Raw genomic sequence first — 20,659 nt, forward strand, 5'->3', positions numbered from 1 at the left:
TTGGGCTTCCTTTGCGGAAAGCCGGATTCCCGTTCCGAGCGCCATTGAACCGACCCGAAAAGGGCCTATGATTTCCGATAGGTCCTGCAGATGATGGAAAGGTTGACGTATGACGACCCAGACCAAGGCCAGCGCCGAAGCAGCATTGGATGAAATAGTGAACGTGACCTCGGTCGTCCTTCCAGATCCGCATCCTGCTCCGCCGCCATTGGCCGAAGCTTCGGGGCAAACCGCCGAGGAAATCCGGCGCCGGATGGATGAAATCAACCTTCAAGACAGCAGTTCCATCGTTCATTTCGGTGCCCGCGCACAGAATGAACTGCAAGAGATCAGCCAGGAAATGCTCGCCGATGTGAAGAACAAGGATGTCGGCCCGGTCGGCGAATCCCTGCGCGAGATCGTGACCACGATCCGCGGCTTCTCGGTCAGCGAACTCGATGTGCGCCGCGAACGCAGCTGGTGGGAACGCCTGACCGGTCGCGCCGCGCCCTTCGCGAAATTCGTCGCGAATTACGAAGAGGTCCAGTCCCAGATCGACAAGGTTGCCGCCGATCTGGACAGCCATCAGCACCGCCTGCTGAAGGATGTCCGCTCGCTCGACGTGCTCTACGATCGCACGCTGGCCTTTTATGACGAACTCGCGCTCTACATTGCCGCCGGCGAGGAAAAGCTGGCGCAGATCGACGCGAACGAGATCCCCGCAAAGGAAGCCTTGATCGAATCCGCCGCCGAATCCGAAAAGGTCATGGCCGCGCAAGAGATGCGCGACCTGCGCGCCGCGCGTGACGATCTGGAACGCCGCGTGCACGACCTGAAGCTCACGCGCCAGGTCACGATGCAATCCCTGCCCTCGATCCGACTTGTGCAGGAAAATGACAAATCCCTGATTACCAAGATCAATTCGACGCTGGTGAACACGGTCCCGCTTTGGGAAACGCAGTTGGCACAAGCCGTCACCATCAGCCGCAGCGCCCAGGCCGCCAAGGCGGTCAAGGATGCGAATGATCTGACGAATGATCTGTTGACCGCGAATGCCAAGAACCTGCGCCAGGCCAATCAGGCCATCCGGACGCAGACCGAGCGCGGTGTTTTCGACATCGAATCCGTGCGTGCCGCGAATGCCGAGCTGATCGCGACGATCGAGGACAGTCTCCGGATCGCGGACGAAGGCAAGGCACGTCGTGCCGCAGCCGAGGATGAACTGAAACATATGGAGGGCGAATTGCGCCGAACCCTGGCATCTGCCAGCGCCTCCCAGAACCGCCTCCAACCCCAGACGTCCCCTGCTACGGAAAGATCGTGACACGCCAACCGGGTCTTGCGTCCAGCCATCACGGCCTTTTCCCGCGGTCGGGCATTGCCTGTCTCGCTTTCGCGCTCCTCTCGGCCTGCTCCGATCTGCCGGCCGAACCAGGGTCGTCAACCTCCTCGATCCGGGCGGTGGCGCCCCAGCCCCGCCCCGACCGAGAGGCGCTGACCCAGGCCGCGCTTCGTCGCGATCGTGCCGAGCGGGCCCGCGCGGCCAACGACGCGGCTGCCGCAGCCGCCGATACGCCGGCAAGCACCAATATGAGGGACTATCTGCAAGGGGTCGAAGAAACGCTTGTCGCGCGCGGGCTGCTGCGCACCGACAGCGGCAACGAAATCGAGATGACGCCCGAGCGGCTTACGGACGACTTCGTCCGCATCGCCCTTTATGACGAATATTCCCGCGACGGTGGCCAACTGGTTTCCCGCCCCTCGCCCGCCCCTTTGCGGCGCTGGGAACAACCCGTCAGGCTCAATATCGAGTTCGGCGCGTCGGTTTCGTCGGCGCAGCGCGCGCGTGATCGCTCGGATATCGCAGCCTTTGCCTCGCGGCTGCAATCAGCATCGGGCCGGCCTGTCTCGCTCGGGATCGACAACGGCAATTTCACCGTGCTCATCGTCAGCGAGGACGAGCGCCACCAGATCGGCCCCCGCTTGGCCCAGCTGGTGCCCGGCATCCCCGAAGGCGACATCTCGGCATTGCGCGAACTTTCACCGCAGAATTATTGCACCGTTTTCGCCTATTCCCGCGGCAATATTGCCACCTACGACCGGGCGGTCGCGCTGATCCGGTCGGAAACCCCACCGCGCCTGCGGCGCTCGTGCATCCACGAGGAAATCGCACAAGGACTTGGGCTTGCCAATGACAGCAGGCTGGTTCGCCCCTCGATCTTCAATGATGACGAGGAATTCGCCTATCTCACCCCGCATGACGAACTCTTGCTGAAGATCCTTTATGATCCGCGCCTTCGCCCCGGCATGAACGAGGCCGAGGCCCGGCCGATCGTGCTCGAGATCGCGCGCGAGTTGCTCGGGACAAGCGCCTGAGACACGCAAACTCCGGGCGTCGGGACTTGACGCTGCTTTTCTGCGCGGCACTATCAGGAACGACAGACATCCGGTTCACATCAACACCGTGAAAGGCATGGTCATGGGCATCCTCGACATTCTCGGCGGCGAGTTCATCGACATCATCGAATGGACCGACGACACCCGGGACACGATGGTCTACCGCTTTCCCACCGTCGGAAAGGCCATAAAATACGGCGCCAAACTGACCGTTCGCGAAGGCCAGTCCGCCGTTTTCATCCACGAGGGCCAGCTTGCCGATGTGTTCGGCCCGGGCCTTTACATGCTGGAAACCAACAACCTTCCGATCCTGACGCGCATCCAGCACTGGGATCATGGCTTCCGCAGCCCGTTCAAGTCCGAGATCTACTTCGTCAATACGACGCGGTTCAACGACCTGAAATGGGGCACCAAGAACCCCGTGATCGCGCGGGACCCGGAATTCGGCCCGGTCCGCATCCGTGCTTTCGGCACCTATTCGATGCGCGTGACCGATCCCGGCAAGTTCATGCTGGAAATCGTCGGAACCGACGGCGAGTTCACCAAGGACGAAATCACCTTCCAGCTGCGCAACATCATCGTGCAGGAATTTTCGCGCATGATCGCCGGTTCCGGCATCCCGGTTCTCGACATGGCCGCGAACACCGGCCAGTTCGGCAAGATGGTCGCCAAGGCGATCGCCCCGACCATCGCCGAATACGGGCTCAACATCCCCGAATTCTATATCGAGAACATCAGCCTGCCCGACGAGGTCGAAAAGATTCTCGACAAGCGGACCTCGATGGGGATCGTCGGGGATCTCGACCGCTTCGGCCAATATGCCGCCTCCGAGGCGATGCTGAACGCCTCGAACCAGCCCGGCGGCATGGGGGCAGGCTTGGGTGCCGGTCTCGGAGCGGGCATGGGGGCGGCAATGGCCGGCATGCAGCGCGGCCCTTGGGGTGCCGTGCCGCAGCAGGCCGCACCGCAAAGCCCGCCGCCCTTGCATCCCGAAACGGTCTGGCACATCGCGGTCAATGGTCAGGCCGAGGGGCCATATGGCCGGGCGCATCTGGGACGGCTGGCGCATGAAGGCAGGTTCAGCCGGGAAACACTGGTCTGGACACCGGGTCAGGATGGCTGGAAGCCTGCGGATGATGTCATCGAACTTGCCCAGCTTTTCACGGTTGCACCGCCGCCACCCCCGCTACCCAAAGAGGACGGCTGAGCGGCCTGAATGCCTACCCCTCCGTCAGAATACCGCTATCCGTGCGAGAATTGCGGTGCGAGCCTCGAATTCTCGCCCGGCCAGCAACGGTTGCACTGCCCCTATTGCGGACATGAGCAGGACATAAGTCCCGGCGCCGCCCGCGCCCCCAGCCGGCAGTCCAGAGAGGGGCCGTGGGGAGATCAGATGATCCTGCGCGATCCAACTACGGGGCGCGCGCTGCAATGGGATGCCAGCCACAAGGCACCAGAGCTGGTCGAACTGCCGCTGGAACAGGGGCTGCGCATCGACCGCAACAGCACCCTGACCGAAACCGTCCGTACGCTTTCCTGTCCGAATTGCGGCGCCAAGATCGAGATCACCTCGGATAGCCACGCATCAAGCTGCCCGTTCTGCGCAACGGCAGTCGTCACCGATACCGGCAGCATGCGACTGCTGAAACCGCAGGGGGTGCTGCCCTTCGTCATCCGCGAGGAACAGGCCAAGGCCGCGCTGGAAAGCTGGCTCAAGGGGCTGTGGTTCGCGCCTTCGGGGCTGACGGCCTATGCCCGGCGTGGACGCCGCATGAACGGGATCTATTCGCCCTTCTGGACCTTCGACGCCTCGACCCGCTCGCTTTATTCCGGGATGCGGGGCGATTGGTATTACGAAACGGTCTGGGTCACGGAAGAGGTGAACGGCCGAATGCAGCGGGTCGCGCGACAGGTCCGCAGGACCCGATGGACTTCGGTCTCCGGACAGGTCGCGCGAAATTTCAACGATGTGCTCGTGCTCGCCGCCAGTTCGCTGCCCCGCCGCATCACCGACGCGCTTACGCCGTGGGATCTTTCGCATCTCGTGACCTATCAGCCTGAATATCTCGCGGGCTTCATGGCCGAGGGCTACACGATCCCGCTGGCCTCGGGACATCAGATCGCGCGCCAGGAAATGTCGGGTGTCATCGCCATGGATGTGCGCCGCGCCATTGGCGGCAACGAACAGCAGATCGCCTCGATCCAGACATCGCATTCAGATGAAACCTTCAAGCACATCCTGCTGCCGGTCTGGACCGCCGCCTATCGCTATAACGGGAAAAGCTACCGTTTCGTGGTGAATGGACAATCGGGACGGGTGCAGGGCGAGCGGCCCTGGTCTGTCTGGAAGATCACACTCGCCGTGATCGTCGCGCTTCTGATCCTGATGGCGCTGCTCTGGCTCAATGAAAGCCAGAACTTCGTGCGTGTCGGACAAGGGTCGGCCTATCGCATGCTTCCCATGGACGCGGCGCCCGGCTATCACCTGCCCATGACCGAAGCGACCGGCCCCGCCGCCGTCGCGATGATGGAGACGAAAGCATGATCCTTTGTGCCGGAGAATCGCTGATCGACATGGTGCCGGAAAACGGGACCTTCCGTCCGCTCGCGGGGGGCGCGGTCTATAATACCGCGATCGCCTTGGGGCGGATCGGCGCGCCTTCGGGCTATCTCTGGCCGATCTCGCGCGATCCCTTTGGCGAAATGTTGCTGCGTCCCCTGGCCGAAGCGAATGTGGATACATCGCTCTGCCCCCGCTCGGACCGCCTGACGACACTGGCCTTCGTCACGCTGACCGGCGGCGAGGCGCGCTATTCCTTCTATGATGAGGGCTCGGCGGGCCGCATGCTCACGCCCGAAGACCTGCCCGCCATCCCGGACGAGATATCGGCGCTTTTCATCGGCGGGATCAGCCTTGTGCCCGATCCCTGCGGCGCGGCGGTCGAGGAACTGGTCGCCCGGCTTCACCCGCGTGTTCCCGTGATGATCGACCCGAACATCCGCCCCTTCTTCATCGCCGATCCCGACCGTTACCGGGCGCGGCTCGAACGGTTGATCGGCATGGCTGACCTGGTGAAGCTTTCGGCCGATGACCTCGAATGGCTGATGCCCGGCGCAAGCTTCGAAGAGGCCGCAAGCACCATCCTGGCCAAGGGGGCCAAGGTCGTCTTCCAGACCGGCGGCGCACAGGGCGCAGCCGCGCATTGGTCGGGCGAAAGGATCAGCGCGCCCGCGCTGCGGGTCGACGTCGCGGACACGATCGGTGCGGGCGACACGTTCAACGCTGGCGTGCTGGCAGCATTGCACGCCGAAGGTGCGCTGTCCCGTGAGGGTATCGACGATCTGAGGCCCGAAACGCTGCTGAAGGCCCTGACCCTTGGCACCCGCGCGGCGGCCGTCACGGTTTCGCGCCCCGGTGCGAACCCGCCCTGGGCACATGAGCTGGCCGCCCTGCCATCGTGAATGACAAAGGCCGCGCATTGCGCGGCCTTCACTTTGATGGACAGAACGGCTCAGATCGCTTCGAACTGCGCCTTTTGTCGTGCCGTCCAGCTGACGGTCAGGCTGACACCGTTCTCGTCGATCTCTTCGGACTGGACGATGGATTGCTGGTGCAACCATGCGCGGCGGCGACCGTCTTCAAGTGCAAGGCGCAGCACGGCTTCCTCGCGCGGTTCGTCCAGCGCCTCGGCCAGGCGGGCATCGATTGCCGCCGCAAGTTCCTCCAGACCGTCGCCCGACAGCGCGCTGATCGCCTGCACCCCCTCGGTCCGGGCATCGGTGCGGCGCAGCGCATCGCGGATTTCCGGGGAAAGCGCGTCGATCTTGTTCCAGACCTCGATCAGCGGCACATCCTCTTCGACGCCGAGGCTACCCAGGATCTCACCGACGTCGCCGGCCTGCTCTTCGGTTTCGGGATGGCTGATGTCGCGGACATGCAGGATCAGGTCGGCCGCCAGCACCTCTTCCAGCGTGGCACGGAATGCCGCGACCAGTTCATGCGGCAATTCGCTGATGAACCCGACCGTATCCGACAGAATCACTCGTCGTCCACCCGGTAGCGTCAACTGCCGCATGGTCGGGTCAAGCGTCGCGAAAAGCTGATCCTTGGCCATGACCTCGGCGCCGGTCATCCGGTTGAACAGCGTCGATTTGCCCGCATTCGTGTAGCCCACCAGCGCGACGATCGGGTAAGGCACCTTGGCCCGCGCCTTGCGGTGCAGCTCGCGTGTCTTGACGACGCGCTCAAGCTGGCGGCGCAGGCGGATCATCTGTTCGTCGATCGCACGGCGGTCGGCCTCGATCTGGGTTTCCCCCGGACCGCCGACAAAGCCAAGACCGCCGCGCTGGCGTTCAAGGTGGGTCCAGGCGCGTACCAGGCGCGTGCGCTGATAGGCCAGCGCCGCAAGCTCGACCTGCAGCACGCCTTCGCGCGTATGCGCCCGATCCGCGAATATCTCGAGGATCAGCCCGGTCCGGTCCAGGATCTTTACGCCCCATTCCTTTTCCAGGTTGCGCTGCTGGACCGGGGTCACCGGCCCGTCGATCAGCACCAGCTCGGCCCCCTCGCCTTCCGACGCGGCCTTCAGGTGATCGCCGATCTCCTGCCGTTTTCCCTTGGAGAACAGCATGCCGGCATCGGGACTGCGCAGACGCGCAACTTCCGCCCCCGCGACATCGATCGCGGGGAGCGCATGGGCAAGTGCAATGGCTTCTTCAAGCGCCAACTCGGGCGAGCGGCGCGTCCGCGAATTCCCCAGATCCGGATGGATCACATAGGCACGAGTGGGGCGTTCGCGGGTCTCGGTCAGTTCTGCCAATCAGTCCTCGCCGTCGTAAAGGCTGATCGGTTGCCCCGGCATGATGGTCGAAATGGCATGCTTGTAGACCAGCTGCGATTGTCCATCGCGGCGCAGCAGCACGCAGAAATTGTCGAACCAGGTGATCACACCCTGCAGCTTGACGCCATTGATAAGGAAGATCGTGACCGGAACCTTTCCTTTGCGGACGTGGTTCAGAAAAGCATCCTGAAGATTTTGTTTGTCGCCGGCCATCCCGTGCACCTTGTTCTTATCGCTGTTTTTCAAGACTTAGGCGAGCCATCCGGGCCATGCAAGCGCGCGGAGAGAGAACTGGCGCGTTGCGTTGCATGAACGCCATGTAAATCATTTTCGCCAGTATTCGGGGGAAAGCAATGCAAGCAGCGCAAGTGTCTCGATTCTTCCGACGATCATGGCACCTGCCAGAACGCCCTTGGTGATCGCGGGCAAACCCGCCCAACCTTCCCACGGCGCGCCGGCCATCCCGGCCGATCCCTGGAATGTCGGGGTCAGGGGAATCACCCCCGCAAGCGGGCCGGTATTGGTCAGGGCCGCAATGGACAGGATCGTCGCGCTGTCGAATTCGATCTCCTGAAGCGAGATGAGCATGACGATCGCGGCGATCGAACTGGCGAAAAGCATGAAGAAGATGAAGGCGAGATAGGCACCTTCGCGCCGCAGCCGTCTTGCCATCAGCCCGCCCCCACCGATCGAGGCCGGGTGGACAATCCGTTCCAGTTCGCGCTCGCTATGACGCGCCAGGGCGTAGACCCGCAGCAGCTTCACACCGCCGGCGGTCGTCGCCACGCCGCCCCCCATGATCGCAAGCCCGGCCAGCATCAGCCCGGGAGAACTGAGCCCGGACCAGTTGCGCGCGCCCTGCCATTCGTTCGAATTCCACCCTGTCGTGGTCAGGTAGCTCAGCGCGCTGAAAACACCGCCCCAGGCGGCGGCCACCGCACTGTCGAATGTCTCGATCATGCCGCGCGCCCCGCTGGGCGTTACCCCGATAGCGCCCAGGAAATGTCGCAGAAACAGCATGCTCGACACCAGCAGGACGACAAAGACGGCCAACCTCAACTCGGGGTCCGTCCACCAGCTTTCCGAAGTCTTGAGTTCGCCCCCACCGGGCCAGAATCGCCGCGACAGGGCTGGCAGCAGGAACAGGAAGATCAGGATCTCGCCCGCGAGGCCGCTCGAATGCGCGGCGGGGCCATTCACCGGGCTGATGCCACTGGTCGAAAGCGTCCCCATCGCGCGGGTCAGCGCGACAAGCCCCGGCTCGCCCAGTATCAAGAGCAATGTCCACATCGCGAGCGTGAGCCCGGCATAGACCGGAAACACCTGCCGGAACGAGCGCATCGTCCGGCTGACCGGGTCCGAAAGCTCGGAACGGAAGGTCGGAGACGAAATATGGGTGGTCGGACTGCGCGGCCGCGCCGAGGCCGGAAGCCGTTCGAAGCTTTCGTTCCTGCCATAGGGCGACGAGATGATCTCGAACCCCCCGACCCGCAGCGGGGCAAGCAGCGAGACGGCCGCGACCAGCATGAACAGACCCCCCATCCAGCCCACCATCGAGCGCCACAAATGCAGGGGCGCAGGCAGCAGTTCAGCCGAATACAGCGTCGCCCCGGTCGTCGTCAGGCAAGAGATCATCTCCCACCAGGCATTGAAGAAGCCGGTATCGCGCAGGCCAAGCAAAAAGGGCACGGCCATCATCGCGGGCAGCAGCGTCATCGCGCCGACCATCGTCAGCAGCACGCTGCGCGGGCGTGATGCGCGGGGCCGGTCGGCGGTGGCGATCCCGACAAGCGCCGACATGATCAGGAAAACCCCGCCACAGCTTAGAAATGCCTGACCGAGATGGTGCATTTCCAGCGCATGGGCATAGGCGCCCGGCAGGATCATCGACAGCGCCACGATCCCCGCAAGGATGACAAGAAGCGGCAGGCGCAGCAGCAGATCCATAGCGGGCCTCAGAAGAAGTCGATCGAGACCTGCAGCAGGCGCTCGACCTCCGCAATGTCCGACGTCAGTGCGAAGATGACGACAAGGTCGCCCTCTTCGATGCGCAGATCGCCGGTGGGCTTGACCACGCGGCTGCCTTTCATGACGGCGCCGATCAACGCGCCTTCCGGGAACTCGATGTCACGGATCGGCCTGCCCGCGATGGGCGAAGTCGACAGCACCTGCGCCTCGATCACCTCGGCCTCGGCATCACCGACGGAGTAGATGTCGCGCACCCGGCCGTGCCGGATATGGCGCAGGATGGTCGAAACCGTGCTGGCCCGGGGGTTGATGAAGGCGTCAATGTCCAGCGTGTCCATCAGCGACATCAGCGTCGGGTCGTTGATCAGCGAAATGGCAAGCTTAGCCCCCGCCTGTTTGGCACGGACAGCGGCCAGGATATTCGTCTTGTCGTCATCGGTCACGGCAAGAACCGCATCCGTGCGCGGCACGCCCGCCTCTTCCAGCAATTCGGCTGAAAGCCCGTCGCCATTCAGCACGATCGTCCGGTTCAGCGTGTCGGCGGCATCCTCGGCTCGGGCGCGGTCGCGCTCGATCACCTTGACGCGCACCCGCTCGGCCCGCGATTCCAGGGTCTGCGCCACCGCAAGACCGACATTCCCTGCCCCGATGATCACGACGCTTTCCTGCCTTTCGGCAGGCTTGCCAAAGATCTCCAGCGTGCGCGGCACGTCTTCGGACAGGGTGAAGACATAGATCTGGTCGCCGTCGAAAAGCTGATCGCCGGGTTCGGGCGCAAAAAGCTTTCCGCCCCGCCGCACCCCGGCCACGATCGCGCTGAGGCTGGAAAACATCTCGTCCAGCTGGCGCAGCGGTGTGTTCAGAACCGGGCTGTCGGATTCGAGCGATATCCCCAGAAGCTGCAGCCGACCGTTCAGGAAGCTTTCGGCGTCGAAGGTCGAGGGCGCGGAAAGCCGCTGCAGGGCCGCGCGCGCCACTTCGCGTTCCGGGCTGATCACCACGTCGATCGGCAGGTGGTCGGTACGGTAGAGATCGGAATAGATCGCATCCAGATAGGCCGAGGAACGCAGACGCGCGATCTTGCGCGGCACCTGGAAAACGGAATGCGCGACCTGGCAGGTCACCATGTTCACTTCGTCCGAATGCGTCGCCGCGATGATCAGGTCGGCATCGCGTGCGCCTGCGCGGTCAAGCACGTCGGGATGGCTGGCAAAACCCGTCACGCCCTGCACATCCAGCGCATCGGTTGCACGACGGATAAGCTCGGCGCTGGTGTCGATGATGGTGACGTCGTTGCGCTCGCCAGCCAGATGGCGCGCGATGTGCCAGCCGACCTGGCCGGCCCCGCAAATGATGATCTTCATCTTGGCCTTGTCCCTTCAGCCCCCGGCGCGGCCGATCCTAGCGCGGCCATGGAATTGCGCATACAGCAAAAATCCGGTGCCGGGCAGCCCGCATGCGTGCGTCCGGACGGGGCCCGGACCGCACGCGATGCGGGCTCACTTGCCCATCAGTTCTTCTTCAACACGGACGCCGCCAACGACGCCCAACGATTTCAGCTTGCGATGCAGCGCCGAGCGCTCCATCCCGACGAACTGCGCGGTGCGGCTGATATTGCCGCCAAAGCGGTTGATCTGCGCCAGCAGGTATTCCCGCTCGAACAGCTCGCGTGCCTCGCGCAGGGCCAGGCTGGTGATCTGCGGTCCCAGCGCAAGCGTATCGCTTGAACCGGTTTGGCCGCCCTGTGCCTCCAGCTCACCCGGGACGATCGGACCGGACCCATCGCCAAGGATCAGGACCCGTTCGATCACGTTGCGCAGCTGCCGGATGTTGCCGGGCCAGGCCATGACCTGAAGCGCGGCAACGGTTTCTTCCGGCAGGGTCCGCAGCGGGAGACCCTGAGCGGCATGGAACTGCGCGATGAAATGCTCGGCCAGGTGGGCGATATCCTCGCGGCGCTCGGCCAGCGACGGGACCGGGACCGGGACGACGTTCAGCCGGTCATAAAGCTCCTGTCGGAAACGTCCCGCCGTGATCTCGGTCGCAAGGTCGCGGTTGGTCGAGGAAATCACCCGCAGATCGACCCGCACCTTGTCGGTGCCGCCAGAACGCTGGAACTGCTGTTCGGTCAGGACGCGCAGGATCTTGGTCTGCGTGCCCAAGGGCATGTCCGCGACCTCGTCGAAATAGATCACGCCCCCATGGGCCTGTTCCAGAAGACCGGGCTCGATCCCGCGTTCGCTGGTTTCGCGGCCGAACAGCACCTCTTCCATATGCTCGGGCTCGATCGTCGCGCAGGGCACGGCGATGAAGGGTTCGCGCGCGCGGGGGCTTTGGGCATGAATGTAGCGTGCGGCCATTTCCTTGCCCGCGCCGGGCTCACCCGACAGCATGATCCGCCCGTTCGACTTCGACACCTTGTCGAGCTGCTCGCGCAACCGCCGGAAGGCGGCGGAATTGCCCAGCATCTCGGCCGCGCGGGATTCGCTTCGTTTCAGCGTCGAGTTCTCGCGCCTCAGCCGCGATGTCTCCATCGCGCGACGGATCACGACCAGAAGCTGGTCGATGTTGAAGGGCTTTTCGATGAAGTCGTAAGCCCCCTGCTTGATCGCGGCGACCGCGATCTCGATGTTCCCATGCCCCGAGATGATCACGACGGGAACGTCGGGATTGTTGCGCTTGACCTGCTTCAGGATGTCGATCCCGTCCATCTTGCTGTCCTTCAGCCAGATGTCGAGGATCATCAGGGCGGGTTCGGCAAGGTTGATCTCGGCCACGGCCTGGTCGGAATTCGCGGCCATTCGTGTCGAGAAGCCCTCGTCCCTGAGAATGTCCGAGATCAGTTCGCGAATGTCTTTTTCGTCGTCAACGATGAGGATGTCAGTCATTTCACGTGGTCCTGCTCTAGTTTCTGGCGCCGCGCCGACAGGCGCACGGGCTGGCGTTCGCGGGGCAGGCGGATCTGGGCCATCGCACCCCGGTGACCGCCTGCGTCGGTCAGGGTGAAATTGCCGCCATGCTCCTCGACGATCTTCTTGACGATGGGTAGGCCCAGCCCGGTGCCTCCCTGCTTCATGGTGACATACGGCTCGAACAGCCGCGAACGGTCCTCGGGCAGGCCCGGTCCGTTGTCGATGATCCGGATCGTCACCGCATCCGGCGCAGAAGTCAGCTCGACCCTGATTTCGGGTCTCCAGCCTTCGGGCGGATCTGCCCGCAATTCATCAAGCGCTTCGCCCGCATTCTTCAGAAGGTTGGTAAAGACCTGCCGCATCATGCCCGCATCGGCATCGACAATCACCGGTTCATCCGGGATCTGCGACACCAGCGCCCCCTGCAACGCATCGCGCTGCATCAACTCGCTGTCGCGCAAAAGCTTTGCGATGTCGGTTTCCTTGCGATCCGGCTCGGGCATGCGGGCAAAGCGCGAGAACTCGTCCACGATCCGGCGCAGGTCATTGGTCTGGCGGATGATGACTTCGGTATATTGTTCGAGCGCCTCGCGATCATTTCCGGCGATGGGGCCGAACTTGCGTTTCAGACGCTCGGCCGAAAGCTGGATCGGGGTCAAAGGGTTCTTGATCTCATGCGCGACGCGGCGGGCCACGTCGCCCCAGGCCGCCATGCGCTGCGCCGAGACGAGATCGGTCACATCATCGAGCGCAACGACATAGCCTTCCAGCCCGCCTGCGGCACCGCGCCGGATGGCCATCCGCACAAGCAGGCTTTCCACCCGACCTTCGCGGCTGAGCCGGATCTCGTCCTGCACCGATTCATTCACCGATTGCTCAAGACGGTCGAACAGCGGCGCGAATTCCGGCACCAGTTCGGAAAGCAGCCGGTCATGCGATGCGTCCGGGTCCAGCCCCAGAAGACGCGTCGCCGACCGGTTCAGGAAATCGATCTCTCCCGCCGCGTCCAGCCCGATCACGCCCGCCGTGACCGAGGACAGAACGGAATCGAACAGACGCCGTCGATCGTCGGCGGCACGATAGCTTTCGACAAGCTCCTGTCGCTGCGCCTTCAACTGTCGGGTCATGCGGTTGAAGCTTTGTCCCAGCGTCTGGATTTCGTCCCCCGTGTCGGGTTCGGGGATCTGCAGGTCAAGATTGCCCTGCCCGACCTGTTCGGATGCTTCGGCCAGACGGCCGATCGGGCGGGACAGCCGGTCGGCGAACCACAGTCCCAGCCACATCGCAGCTGCCACAAGAAGCAGCGCAAAGCCCAGATAGAGCATCGAAAATTCCAGAAGCACGCGACCGCGTTCCTGTTCAAGCCGCTGGTATTCGCCGACGCTCTGGCGGGTGTCGTCCAGCAGCCCCAGCAATTTCCCGTCGACATCCCGCGTCACGTAAAGATAGCGGTCCGCAAGCGGGGTCAGCGGGACCAACGCGCGAAATTCGTTGTTCTGCCAATCCTGGATCAGCACCAACCCCTGGCTTTGGGCCTGGTCGAACTGGACGGGCGAGGGCTGTTCATACCAGAACTGATAGCTGCGTTCGCCGCGCGCCCTGATCGTGCCGCGCCCGTCGATCACATAGGCTTCGCGCAGCCCGCGCTGGATTTGCACCTGGCCCTGCCCCAGAAGCTGGCGCAACTCGCCATCCCCCAGCATCGGATTCTGCCGGGCGGCCTGGATCAGCGCGCCGGCCAGAAGCTTGGCATCATTGGTCAGGTCGCGGCGATGTTCTTCCTGATAAGCCTCGGCGGCGGCAAGCGAACTGCGCACCACCTGCTGGACGCGGTTCGAGAACCACCCTTCCAGACCGATATTCACGGTAAGTCCCGCGAAAAGCGCGACAAGCACCGTGGGCACGAGCGCGATCGTCGCAAAGACCCCGACGAGCCGCAGGTGCAGGCGCGATCCTGCCGCCGAGCGCCGCCGCGCCGCGACAATGCCCGTCATCCGCGTGGCCACCAGTCCAGTGAGCACGATCAGGTAGAGAAGATCGGCCAACAGCACGAGGCGCAGCAGCGCCCGACCATATTCGGCCCCAGCCAACGGGCCCATGATCGTGAAGGTCAGGCCAGCAAGAACCGGACCCAACACGGCCAATCCCACTGTGGCCACGTTACGAACGCGACGAAGGCGCCGCAATCGCACGACGCGTTCCCATGTGTCCCTGGACAGCGATCCCGCCAACTCGCCCGACCTCACGGTTTCGCCGCTGTTCCGCGGCGTTTCTGTGGCCGCTGCGTGACTTCCGTGCGACCATCTGTGGCCGTTTTACATCAGCTTGCGGCGCCGTGTCACCTCGATATTCAGATCTGTAAGCTTCTTGCGCAGCGTATTGCGGTTGATGCCAAGCAGATCGGCGCATCTGAGCTGATTTCCGCCGGTCGCATCCAATGCGATTTCCAACAGCGGCTTTTCGATTTCGCGCAGGATCCGGTCATAAAGACCCGGAGGCGGCAGTTGATCGCCATGCAGGTCGAAATACCGCTGAAGATGCATCTCGACCGATTGCGACAGCCGAGCATTCGAAGGCTCGTTGATCGGGCCGGCCGAAGATGACGAGGCCGGCGAGGGCGAGGCCGCGACGGGCGCAACGCTTGCCGGGCGGCCTGCGGAAGAAGCTGCCGCGCTTGCTCCGGATGCGTTCACAGGCACGGATTCCTGCAGCGCGGCGCGTGCTTCGGCCTCGGTGATCTCGGTCCCCGCCGCGGTCAAAGCCAGCCGACGCATCAGGTTTTCAAGCTCGCGCACATTGCCCGGAAAGGCATAGGACCGGATCAGCCCTGTCGCACCTTCCGACAGGCTGCGCGCTGGCAGGCCCTGTGACGCGGCGCGCGCCAGCAGGTGGCGGGCCAATGGCGGAATATCGTCAACACGCGAACGCAGAGGCGGCACCGTGATCGTGACCCCGGCCAGACGGTAATAAAGATCGGCGCGCAGGCGACCTGCGGCCACATCGGCCTGCGGTTCGGGGCCTGTGGTCGAAACGAGCCGCGGCATCTGGTTGCGCGCCGGGCCCACCTCCCATGCCTCGATCAGGCCGATCAGGCGTGCCTGCGCGGCGGCACCGAATCCGGCCGGGTCCTCGATCAACAGCGTCCCCCCACTGGCACGTTCGCCCGCACGGTGGATCGCATCTTCCGACAAATCCGCCGAGGTCAGCACGGCAAAGCCCGCATCCCGGCGGTCCGACAGGTCATGAAACGAGCGCGCGACCACGGTCTTGCCAACGCCCGCCTCGCCCGCGATCATCACCGGAAGATCGGCATTCAGCACGCGGGCGACCATCCGGAACAGGCTCTGCATCGCCGGAGCATGGCCGATCAAAGGCAAGGTCGGGTCGGTCGCACTTTCCGGAGAAGGGATCGCCGTCGGGGTCGGGTCGGACTTGCGGGCGCGGCGCGACAACGCCTGGTTCGCCCGCACCATCAGGTCCGGCAGGTCGAAAGGTTTCGGCAGATAGTCGAAGGCGGCCGCCTCGGTCGCGCGGATCGCGGTCACGATGGTGTTCTGGGCCGAGATCACGATCACGGGCAGGTCGGGCCTTGCCTTGCGGATTGCCGGGATCATGTCGATGCCGTTGCCATCTGGCATCATCACATCGGTGATGACCAGATCGCCCCGGCCCTCTTCGACCCAGCGCAGAAGCTGCGCCAGCGATCCGGTCGCATGGACGCGGCACCCCGCTCGGGTCAGCGCCTGGGTCAAGACTGTGCGGATGGTGCGGTCGTCATCAGCGATCAGAACGGTGCCGTCCATGGTTTACCTCAGGCTTTGGGAAGTGAAATGCGGAATACTGTCCGACCAGGGCGGGAATCGAGCCCGATCCAGGCGCCGTGGTCGGTGATGATCTTAGAGACCAGGGCAAGGCCCAGCCCCGTGCCGTTCTCGCGCCCCGAAACAAAGGGCTCGAAGACCTGATCTGCGATGGATTCGGGAATGCCCGGCCCGTCATCCTCGATCTCGATCTGCAATGGCAGGCTCCGGCCATGCGGCTCGGCCTCGGTCGGGGCCATGCGCAGCGTGCCATCATAGAAGCTGCGGATGCGGATCGTGCCGGTGTCGCGCCCGTCGCGCCGAATGGCTTCGGCGGCATTCTTGACGAGGTTCAGGCAGACCTGGACAAGCTGATCGTTATCGGCCAGCGCCGGCGGCAGCGACGGGTCATAATCCGGGACGATCTTCATCCCCTTGCCGAAACCGACCGCAGCCGATCTGCGCACGCGCTCAAGCACGTCATGGATATTGACCTCGGTCAGCTTCGGAGCCGAGGTGTCGCCGAAACGCTCGACCTGATCCAGAAGCTCGACGATGCGGCGCGACTCCGCCACGATCAGGTCGGCCAGGTCGCGATCCTCGGGCGCGAGGTTCATGCCGATCAACTGGGCCGCGCCCCGGATGCCCGCCAGCGGGTTCTTGATTTCATGCGCGAGCATTTCGGCCATGCCGATGGCCGAGCGCGCGGCCGAGCGCACCGCCCGCCCTTGGCCCAGCCGCCCCGAACCTTCGCCCGGGGCGATCAGGATGACGACACCCCCCTCGGGGCTGGGCACCGGCCCCGCATGGATCGAGGCGACGCGATCGGCATGCCCGCCCAGACGGTCGCCGATCTCGAAACGCACGCCCGAACGGTTCAATGCCTCATGCCCCTCGCGAACGCGTTCGAGGATCTCGCCGATCGAGGGCACGATCCGGAGCCGCTTCAGGATCTCGGGGCCCTCGATGTCATGGCCCATCGCCGAACGGCGCGAGACATTCAGGAAGGCTTCGGCAAGATCGTTCATCCCCGCGATTCGCCCCTGCTGGTCGACGATGATCGCGGGCATCGGCAAGGCGGACCAGTTCGGGCCCACCTCAGCCGGGACGAAGTCCCCGGCCGGGCCGCTGCCCGACGACTTTCCGGGCGTTCGCGTCTTGCCGAGAAATCTCATTCACCGGTCTCCGTCTGGGGAATTGGCTGGCCCGCATCGGCAAAGCCGGCGCGGATCGCGGCCAGCGCGTCCCCCGGTGTTGGCGCGCGCAACAGTTCGGCGCGGTTGGGCGCGCCATTCGCCTCGGCATACCAACCTAGGTGCTTGCGTGCGACGCGCAGCCCCAATTCGTTGCCGTAGAGCGACAGGATATCTTGGTAATGTTCGGAAATCGCCTCGGCCAGCGCCGCGCCGCGCGGCACGACAGGCGCGGGCGTGCCCCAAAGTTCATGCGCGATCCCGGCAAGCATCCAGGGCGCGCCCTGCGCCCCGCGTCCGACCATGACCGCATCGGCGCCCGACTGTTCCAGGGCCGCCCGTGCCGAGGCCGCATCGACGACATCGCCATTCGCGACCAGAGGCGGCCGGCCGGGCAGGTTCGCTACCTTGCGGATGCGCTGCCAATCGGCCTGCCCGGTATAGAACTGCGCCCGCGTCCGGCCATGCACCGTTAGCATCCTGACCCCGGCCGAGGCCGCCCGGGCCGCGAGTTCTGGCGCGTTCAGGCACACTTCGTCCCAGCCGAGCCGCATCTTCAGCGTCACCGGCAGATCGGGCACCGCGCCCACGACCGCATCGACCAGTTCAAGCGCATGGTCGAGATCGCGCATCAGGGCGGCGCCTGACAGGCCGCCCGTCACCTTCTTGGCCGGGCAGCCCATGTTGATATCGACGATTCGCGCCCCCATACCGGCGACGATGCGGGCAGTTTCAGCCATCGCCCCCGCCTCGCGCCCGGCAATCTGGACGGACACGGGCAGATCACCTTCGGTCATGGCTTTCGCGCGAACGGCCATCCGGGTCGAGGGTCGCGGCGTCACCATTTCCGTGGATGCGACCATTTCGCTGACCATCAGACCCGCACCGCCATGACGCGCAACCGCGCGGCGAAACGGAAGATCGGTGATGCCTGCCATCGGCGCCAGGAAGACCGGCGGGCCAAGTCGCGTATCGCCAAGAATGATCGGGTCGGGCAGTCTCATGGGGAACTCGTAAGACGGGGCGCGGGAATGCGGAAGAATGTGGCGACTGCCCTATCGGCAGGCTTTCTCACCGCACGCGACGTTTGCTTAATGTATGGGCTTGTTGACCAATTACAGTGCAGAGGGCGTTTCGTCAAATGTCGCACTCCTCCCTCGAACCGGTCGCAGCGTGACTGGAACGGCGGCGGTCTCGAGGTTAACTGTGAAACCCTGGAAGAAGGGTAACACGCATGTTTCTGTCGGTCTTCGACATCTTCAAGATCGGGGTCGGCCCCTCATCATCGCACACGATGGGACCGATGGTCGCCGGGGGCCGCTTTCTGGACGCGCTGCGCGTCCTGCCGTTCCGTGTCCACGGGCTCCGCGCGAGCCTGCATGGCAGCCTGGCCTTTACCGGCAAGGGCCACGCGACGGACAGGGCCACAATTCTCGGCCTTGCCGGTTTCCTGCCCGAAACTCTGGACGCCGAACGGGCCGAAGCCGCGCTCGAGGCCAATCGCGCCTCCCGCATCCTGACGCCCGAGGGGCTGGGCGATCTGGTCTTCGACCCCGAACGCGACCTGATCTTCGATTTCGAACACGCCCTTCCCGGACATGCCAATGGCATGGTCCTGATGGCCACCGACGCGCAGGGCGACGTCATCTTCCATGAAACCTACTATTCCATTGGCGGCGGCTTCGTCATGACCGAGGCCGAGTTGCAGGCCCGCGGCGACGACACCCGCAGCGATGACGCCCCGCGTGTCCCCTACCCGTTCTCGAGCGCGTTGGAAATGCTGGATATGGCCGAAAAATCAGGCAAATCCATCGCAGCCATGAAACGCGAGAACGAACGCGTGCATCGCAGCGATGCACAGATTTCAGCCGGGATCGGCCGCATCTGGCAGGTGATGCGCGATTGCATGAACCGGGGCCTCGACACGGGCGGCACCCTGCCCGGCGGGCTTTCGATCCGTCGCCGCGCCGCAGGAATCCACCAGGCGTTGAAGGCCGAGGCCGGCATGAACCTGACTGCGCCACATGTCATCAACGACTGGATGTCGGTCTATGCCATGGCGGTGAACGAAGAGAACGCGGCGGGCGGCCAGGTCGTGACGGCGCCGACCAATGGCGCCGCGGGCGTGGTTCCCGCTGTCGTCCGCTACTGGCTCGACCACGTCCCCGGCGCCTCCGAGAAGCGGCTTGACGAATTCCTGCTGACGGCGGCGGCGATCGGCGGGCTGATCAAGCACAATGCCTCGATTTCGGGTGCGGAATGCGGATGCCAGGCCGAGGTCGGTTCGGCCAGCGCCATGGCCGCGGCGGGGCTCTGCGCCGTTCTGGGCGGCACGGCAGAGCAGGTCGAGAATGCGGCCGAAATCGCGCTGGAGCATCATCTGGGCATGACCTGCGACCCGGTGCGCGGGCTTGTGCAGGTTCCCTGCATCGAACGAAATGGGCTGGGCGCCATCAAGGCGGTTTCGGCTGCCAGCCTCGCGCTGCGGGGCGACGGCAAGCACTTCGTGCCGCTCGACGCCGCGATCGAGACCATGCGCCAGACCGGCCAGGACATGAGCGAGAAGTACAAGGAGACCTCTCTGGGCGGTCTTGCGGTCAACGTTCCGAACTGCTGAGGCCGAAAGCGCGCGGATCTCCGCACAGTTTCCCCCTGCAAACGTCCTGCGGGCCGCTGGACGCTTGCCCAAAGCGGGGGGTTCCTGTAGCGATAATTCAAAGCAAAACTAAGGAACCGGGACAGAGCAGATGAAATTCCGTTCGGCTATTGCCGTGCTGGCGATGTCGGTGGCCGTCACCGCATGCGGCGAGCTGCCTTTCCAGAAGACGACTGGCGAACCCGAGGCGACGGGACATTCGGGACCACCCGGCGTTTCGCCTCTTGAACAGCCGATCGAAACCGGTGCCGAGAGCGTCGCCGTCGCGACGGCCGAAGCCAGCACCATGAACACGGCAATGTTCCGCGCCGCAGGGTCCGGCTGGACCGTGACCGCCAGCGACAGCCGTGCCGTCTATGAACGCTCCGGCGCGAAATCGACCGCCGTTTCGGTGCGTCGCGTGACCTATGCGCGGGGCGTGGAATTCATCGGCACGATGAATGGCTCGGTCTTTTCGCTGAACGTTCAGGCGGCCGAGTGCAAGACAGGCGACGGCAGCACCCCCTTCACCGCGAAGCTGCGCGTCGGCAGCCAGCGCCTGACCGGCTGCGCCGCGCCGACCACGACGATGCCCAAGGCGCAGGTGACGGCCTCTTCGGCGGCTCCGAAGCCGAAATCGACGCCGAAACCGGCCGCCGTCGCCCCGGCGGCGAAGCCTGCCGAAACGGCCGCGCCGGCTTCGACCGAGGCGACCCCCGCTCCGGCCGTCGAGCCCGCGACGACAAGCACGACGACGACCGCTCCCCCGGCAGCCAGCGTGTCACCCGCCCCCGCGGAGACGACCCCTGCACCGGTGGTGAGCGAAACGCCTGAAACCCCGGCTGCGGCCGCGCCCAGCACCACGAGCGGCGTTCCCGCGCCCGAGATGGTGCTGCCGCCGACGCCTCCGGCCGCGACGGAATAAGTCAGCCAC

16 protein-coding genes are annotated in these 20,659 nt (G+C 64.5%); 7 read left to right on the forward strand and 9 right to left on the reverse strand.

Annotation, left to right across the window (positions count from 1 at the left end):
- Positions 1-109 precede the first annotated feature (109 nt).
- The 5 genes from RGQ15_RS00370 (at position 110) to RGQ15_RS00390 (ending at position 5,838) form a co-directional block, all read left to right on the forward strand.
- Positions 110-1,303, forward strand: coding sequence for a toxic anion resistance protein (locus RGQ15_RS00370; RefSeq protein WP_311158225.1), 1,194 nt, complete (start codon positions 110-112; stop codon positions 1,301-1,303).
- On the forward strand, positions 1,300-2,355 hold the full coding sequence (locus RGQ15_RS00375; RefSeq protein WP_311158226.1) for a DUF2927 domain-containing protein: 1,056 nt from the start codon (positions 1,300-1,302) through the stop codon (positions 2,353-2,355). Before RGQ15_RS00370 ends, RGQ15_RS00375 begins: the two co-directional genes overlap by 4 nt.
- A gap of 103 nt (positions 2,356-2,458) precedes the next feature.
- A complete protein-coding gene (locus tag RGQ15_RS00380; RefSeq protein ID WP_311158227.1) occupies positions 2,459-3,583 on the forward strand; it encodes an SPFH domain-containing protein in 1,125 nt (374 codons plus the stop codon).
- Between the two features lie 9 nt (positions 3,584-3,592).
- Entirely contained in the window at positions 3,593-4,921 is a 1,329-nt protein-coding gene (locus RGQ15_RS00385) for a zinc ribbon domain-containing protein (protein ID WP_311158228.1), read from the forward strand.
- Positions 4,918-5,838, forward strand: coding sequence for a carbohydrate kinase family protein (locus RGQ15_RS00390; protein ID WP_311158229.1), 921 nt, complete (start codon positions 4,918-4,920; stop codon positions 5,836-5,838). Before RGQ15_RS00385 ends, RGQ15_RS00390 begins: the two co-directional genes overlap by 4 nt.
- Before the next feature lie 50 nt (positions 5,839-5,888).
- On the opposite strand, the gene hflX is transcribed toward RGQ15_RS00390, so the two are convergent.
- The 9 genes from hflX to dusB all read right to left on the reverse strand — a co-directional run bounded on the left by hflX (position 5,889) and on the right by dusB (position 18,094).
- Complete coding sequence (gene hflX, locus RGQ15_RS00395; protein ID WP_311158230.1) at positions 5,889-7,196, reverse strand: GTPase HflX; 1,308 nt, start codon at positions 7,194-7,196, stop codon at positions 5,889-5,891.
- On the reverse strand, positions 7,197-7,430 hold the full coding sequence (hfq, locus tag RGQ15_RS00400; protein ID WP_017999735.1) for an RNA chaperone Hfq: 234 nt from the start codon (positions 7,428-7,430) through the stop codon (positions 7,197-7,199).
- 111 nt (positions 7,431-7,541) lie between these two features.
- On the reverse strand, positions 7,542-9,164 hold the full coding sequence (locus RGQ15_RS00405) for a TrkH family potassium uptake protein (protein WP_311158231.1): 1,623 nt from the start codon (positions 9,162-9,164) through the stop codon (positions 7,542-7,544).
- 8 nt (positions 9,165-9,172) lie between these two features.
- Positions 9,173-10,549 (reverse strand): Trk system potassium transporter TrkA, encoded by a 1,377-nt coding sequence (trkA, locus tag RGQ15_RS00410; RefSeq protein ID WP_311158232.1) that lies wholly within the window; start codon positions 10,547-10,549, stop codon positions 9,173-9,175.
- Positions 10,550-10,684: 135 nt separating this feature from the next.
- A complete protein-coding gene (ntrX, locus tag RGQ15_RS00415) occupies positions 10,685-12,073 on the reverse strand; it encodes a nitrogen assimilation response regulator NtrX (RefSeq protein ID WP_311158233.1) in 1,389 nt (462 codons plus the stop codon).
- Positions 12,070-14,328, reverse strand: coding sequence for a sensor histidine kinase NtrY-like (locus RGQ15_RS00420; protein ID WP_311161003.1), 2,259 nt, complete (start codon positions 14,326-14,328; stop codon positions 12,070-12,072). The genes ntrX and RGQ15_RS00420 overlap by 4 nt, the downstream gene beginning before the upstream one ends.
- Before the next feature lie 84 nt (positions 14,329-14,412).
- Positions 14,413-15,900 (reverse strand): response regulator, encoded by a 1,488-nt coding sequence (locus RGQ15_RS00425; RefSeq protein ID WP_311158234.1) that lies wholly within the window; start codon positions 15,898-15,900, stop codon positions 14,413-14,415.
- 8 nt (positions 15,901-15,908) lie between these two features.
- The gene (locus tag RGQ15_RS00430) at positions 15,909-17,072 is read right to left on the reverse strand and encodes a two-component system sensor histidine kinase NtrB (protein ID WP_311158235.1); all 1,164 of its coding nucleotides are present in this window, start codon (positions 17,070-17,072) and stop codon (positions 15,909-15,911) included.
- Positions 17,069-18,094: a tRNA dihydrouridine synthase DusB gene (gene dusB / locus RGQ15_RS00435; protein ID WP_311158236.1), complete on the reverse strand. Its 1,026-nt coding sequence runs from the start codon at positions 18,092-18,094 to the stop codon at positions 17,069-17,071. Before dusB ends, RGQ15_RS00430 begins: the two co-directional genes overlap by 4 nt.
- A gap of 230 nt (positions 18,095-18,324) precedes the next feature.
- Here dusB and RGQ15_RS00440 point away from each other — a divergent pair, with 230 nt between their 5' ends.
- Complete coding sequence (locus tag RGQ15_RS00440; RefSeq protein WP_311158237.1) at positions 18,325-19,707, forward strand: L-serine ammonia-lyase; 1,383 nt, start codon at positions 18,325-18,327, stop codon at positions 19,705-19,707.
- A 130-nt stretch (positions 19,708-19,837) separates the two neighbouring features.
- Positions 19,838-20,650 carry a hypothetical protein gene (locus tag RGQ15_RS00445; RefSeq protein WP_311158238.1) on the forward strand — a complete coding sequence of 271 codons (813 nt, stop codon included), beginning with the start codon at positions 19,838-19,840 and terminating at the stop codon, positions 20,648-20,650.
- The last annotated feature ends 9 nt before the right edge of the window (positions 20,651-20,659 follow it).

It is taken from the genome of Paracoccus sp. MBLB3053, assembly GCF_031822435.1.
Taxonomy (GTDB): domain Bacteria; phylum Pseudomonadota; class Alphaproteobacteria; order Rhodobacterales; family Rhodobacteraceae; genus Paracoccus; species Paracoccus aurantius.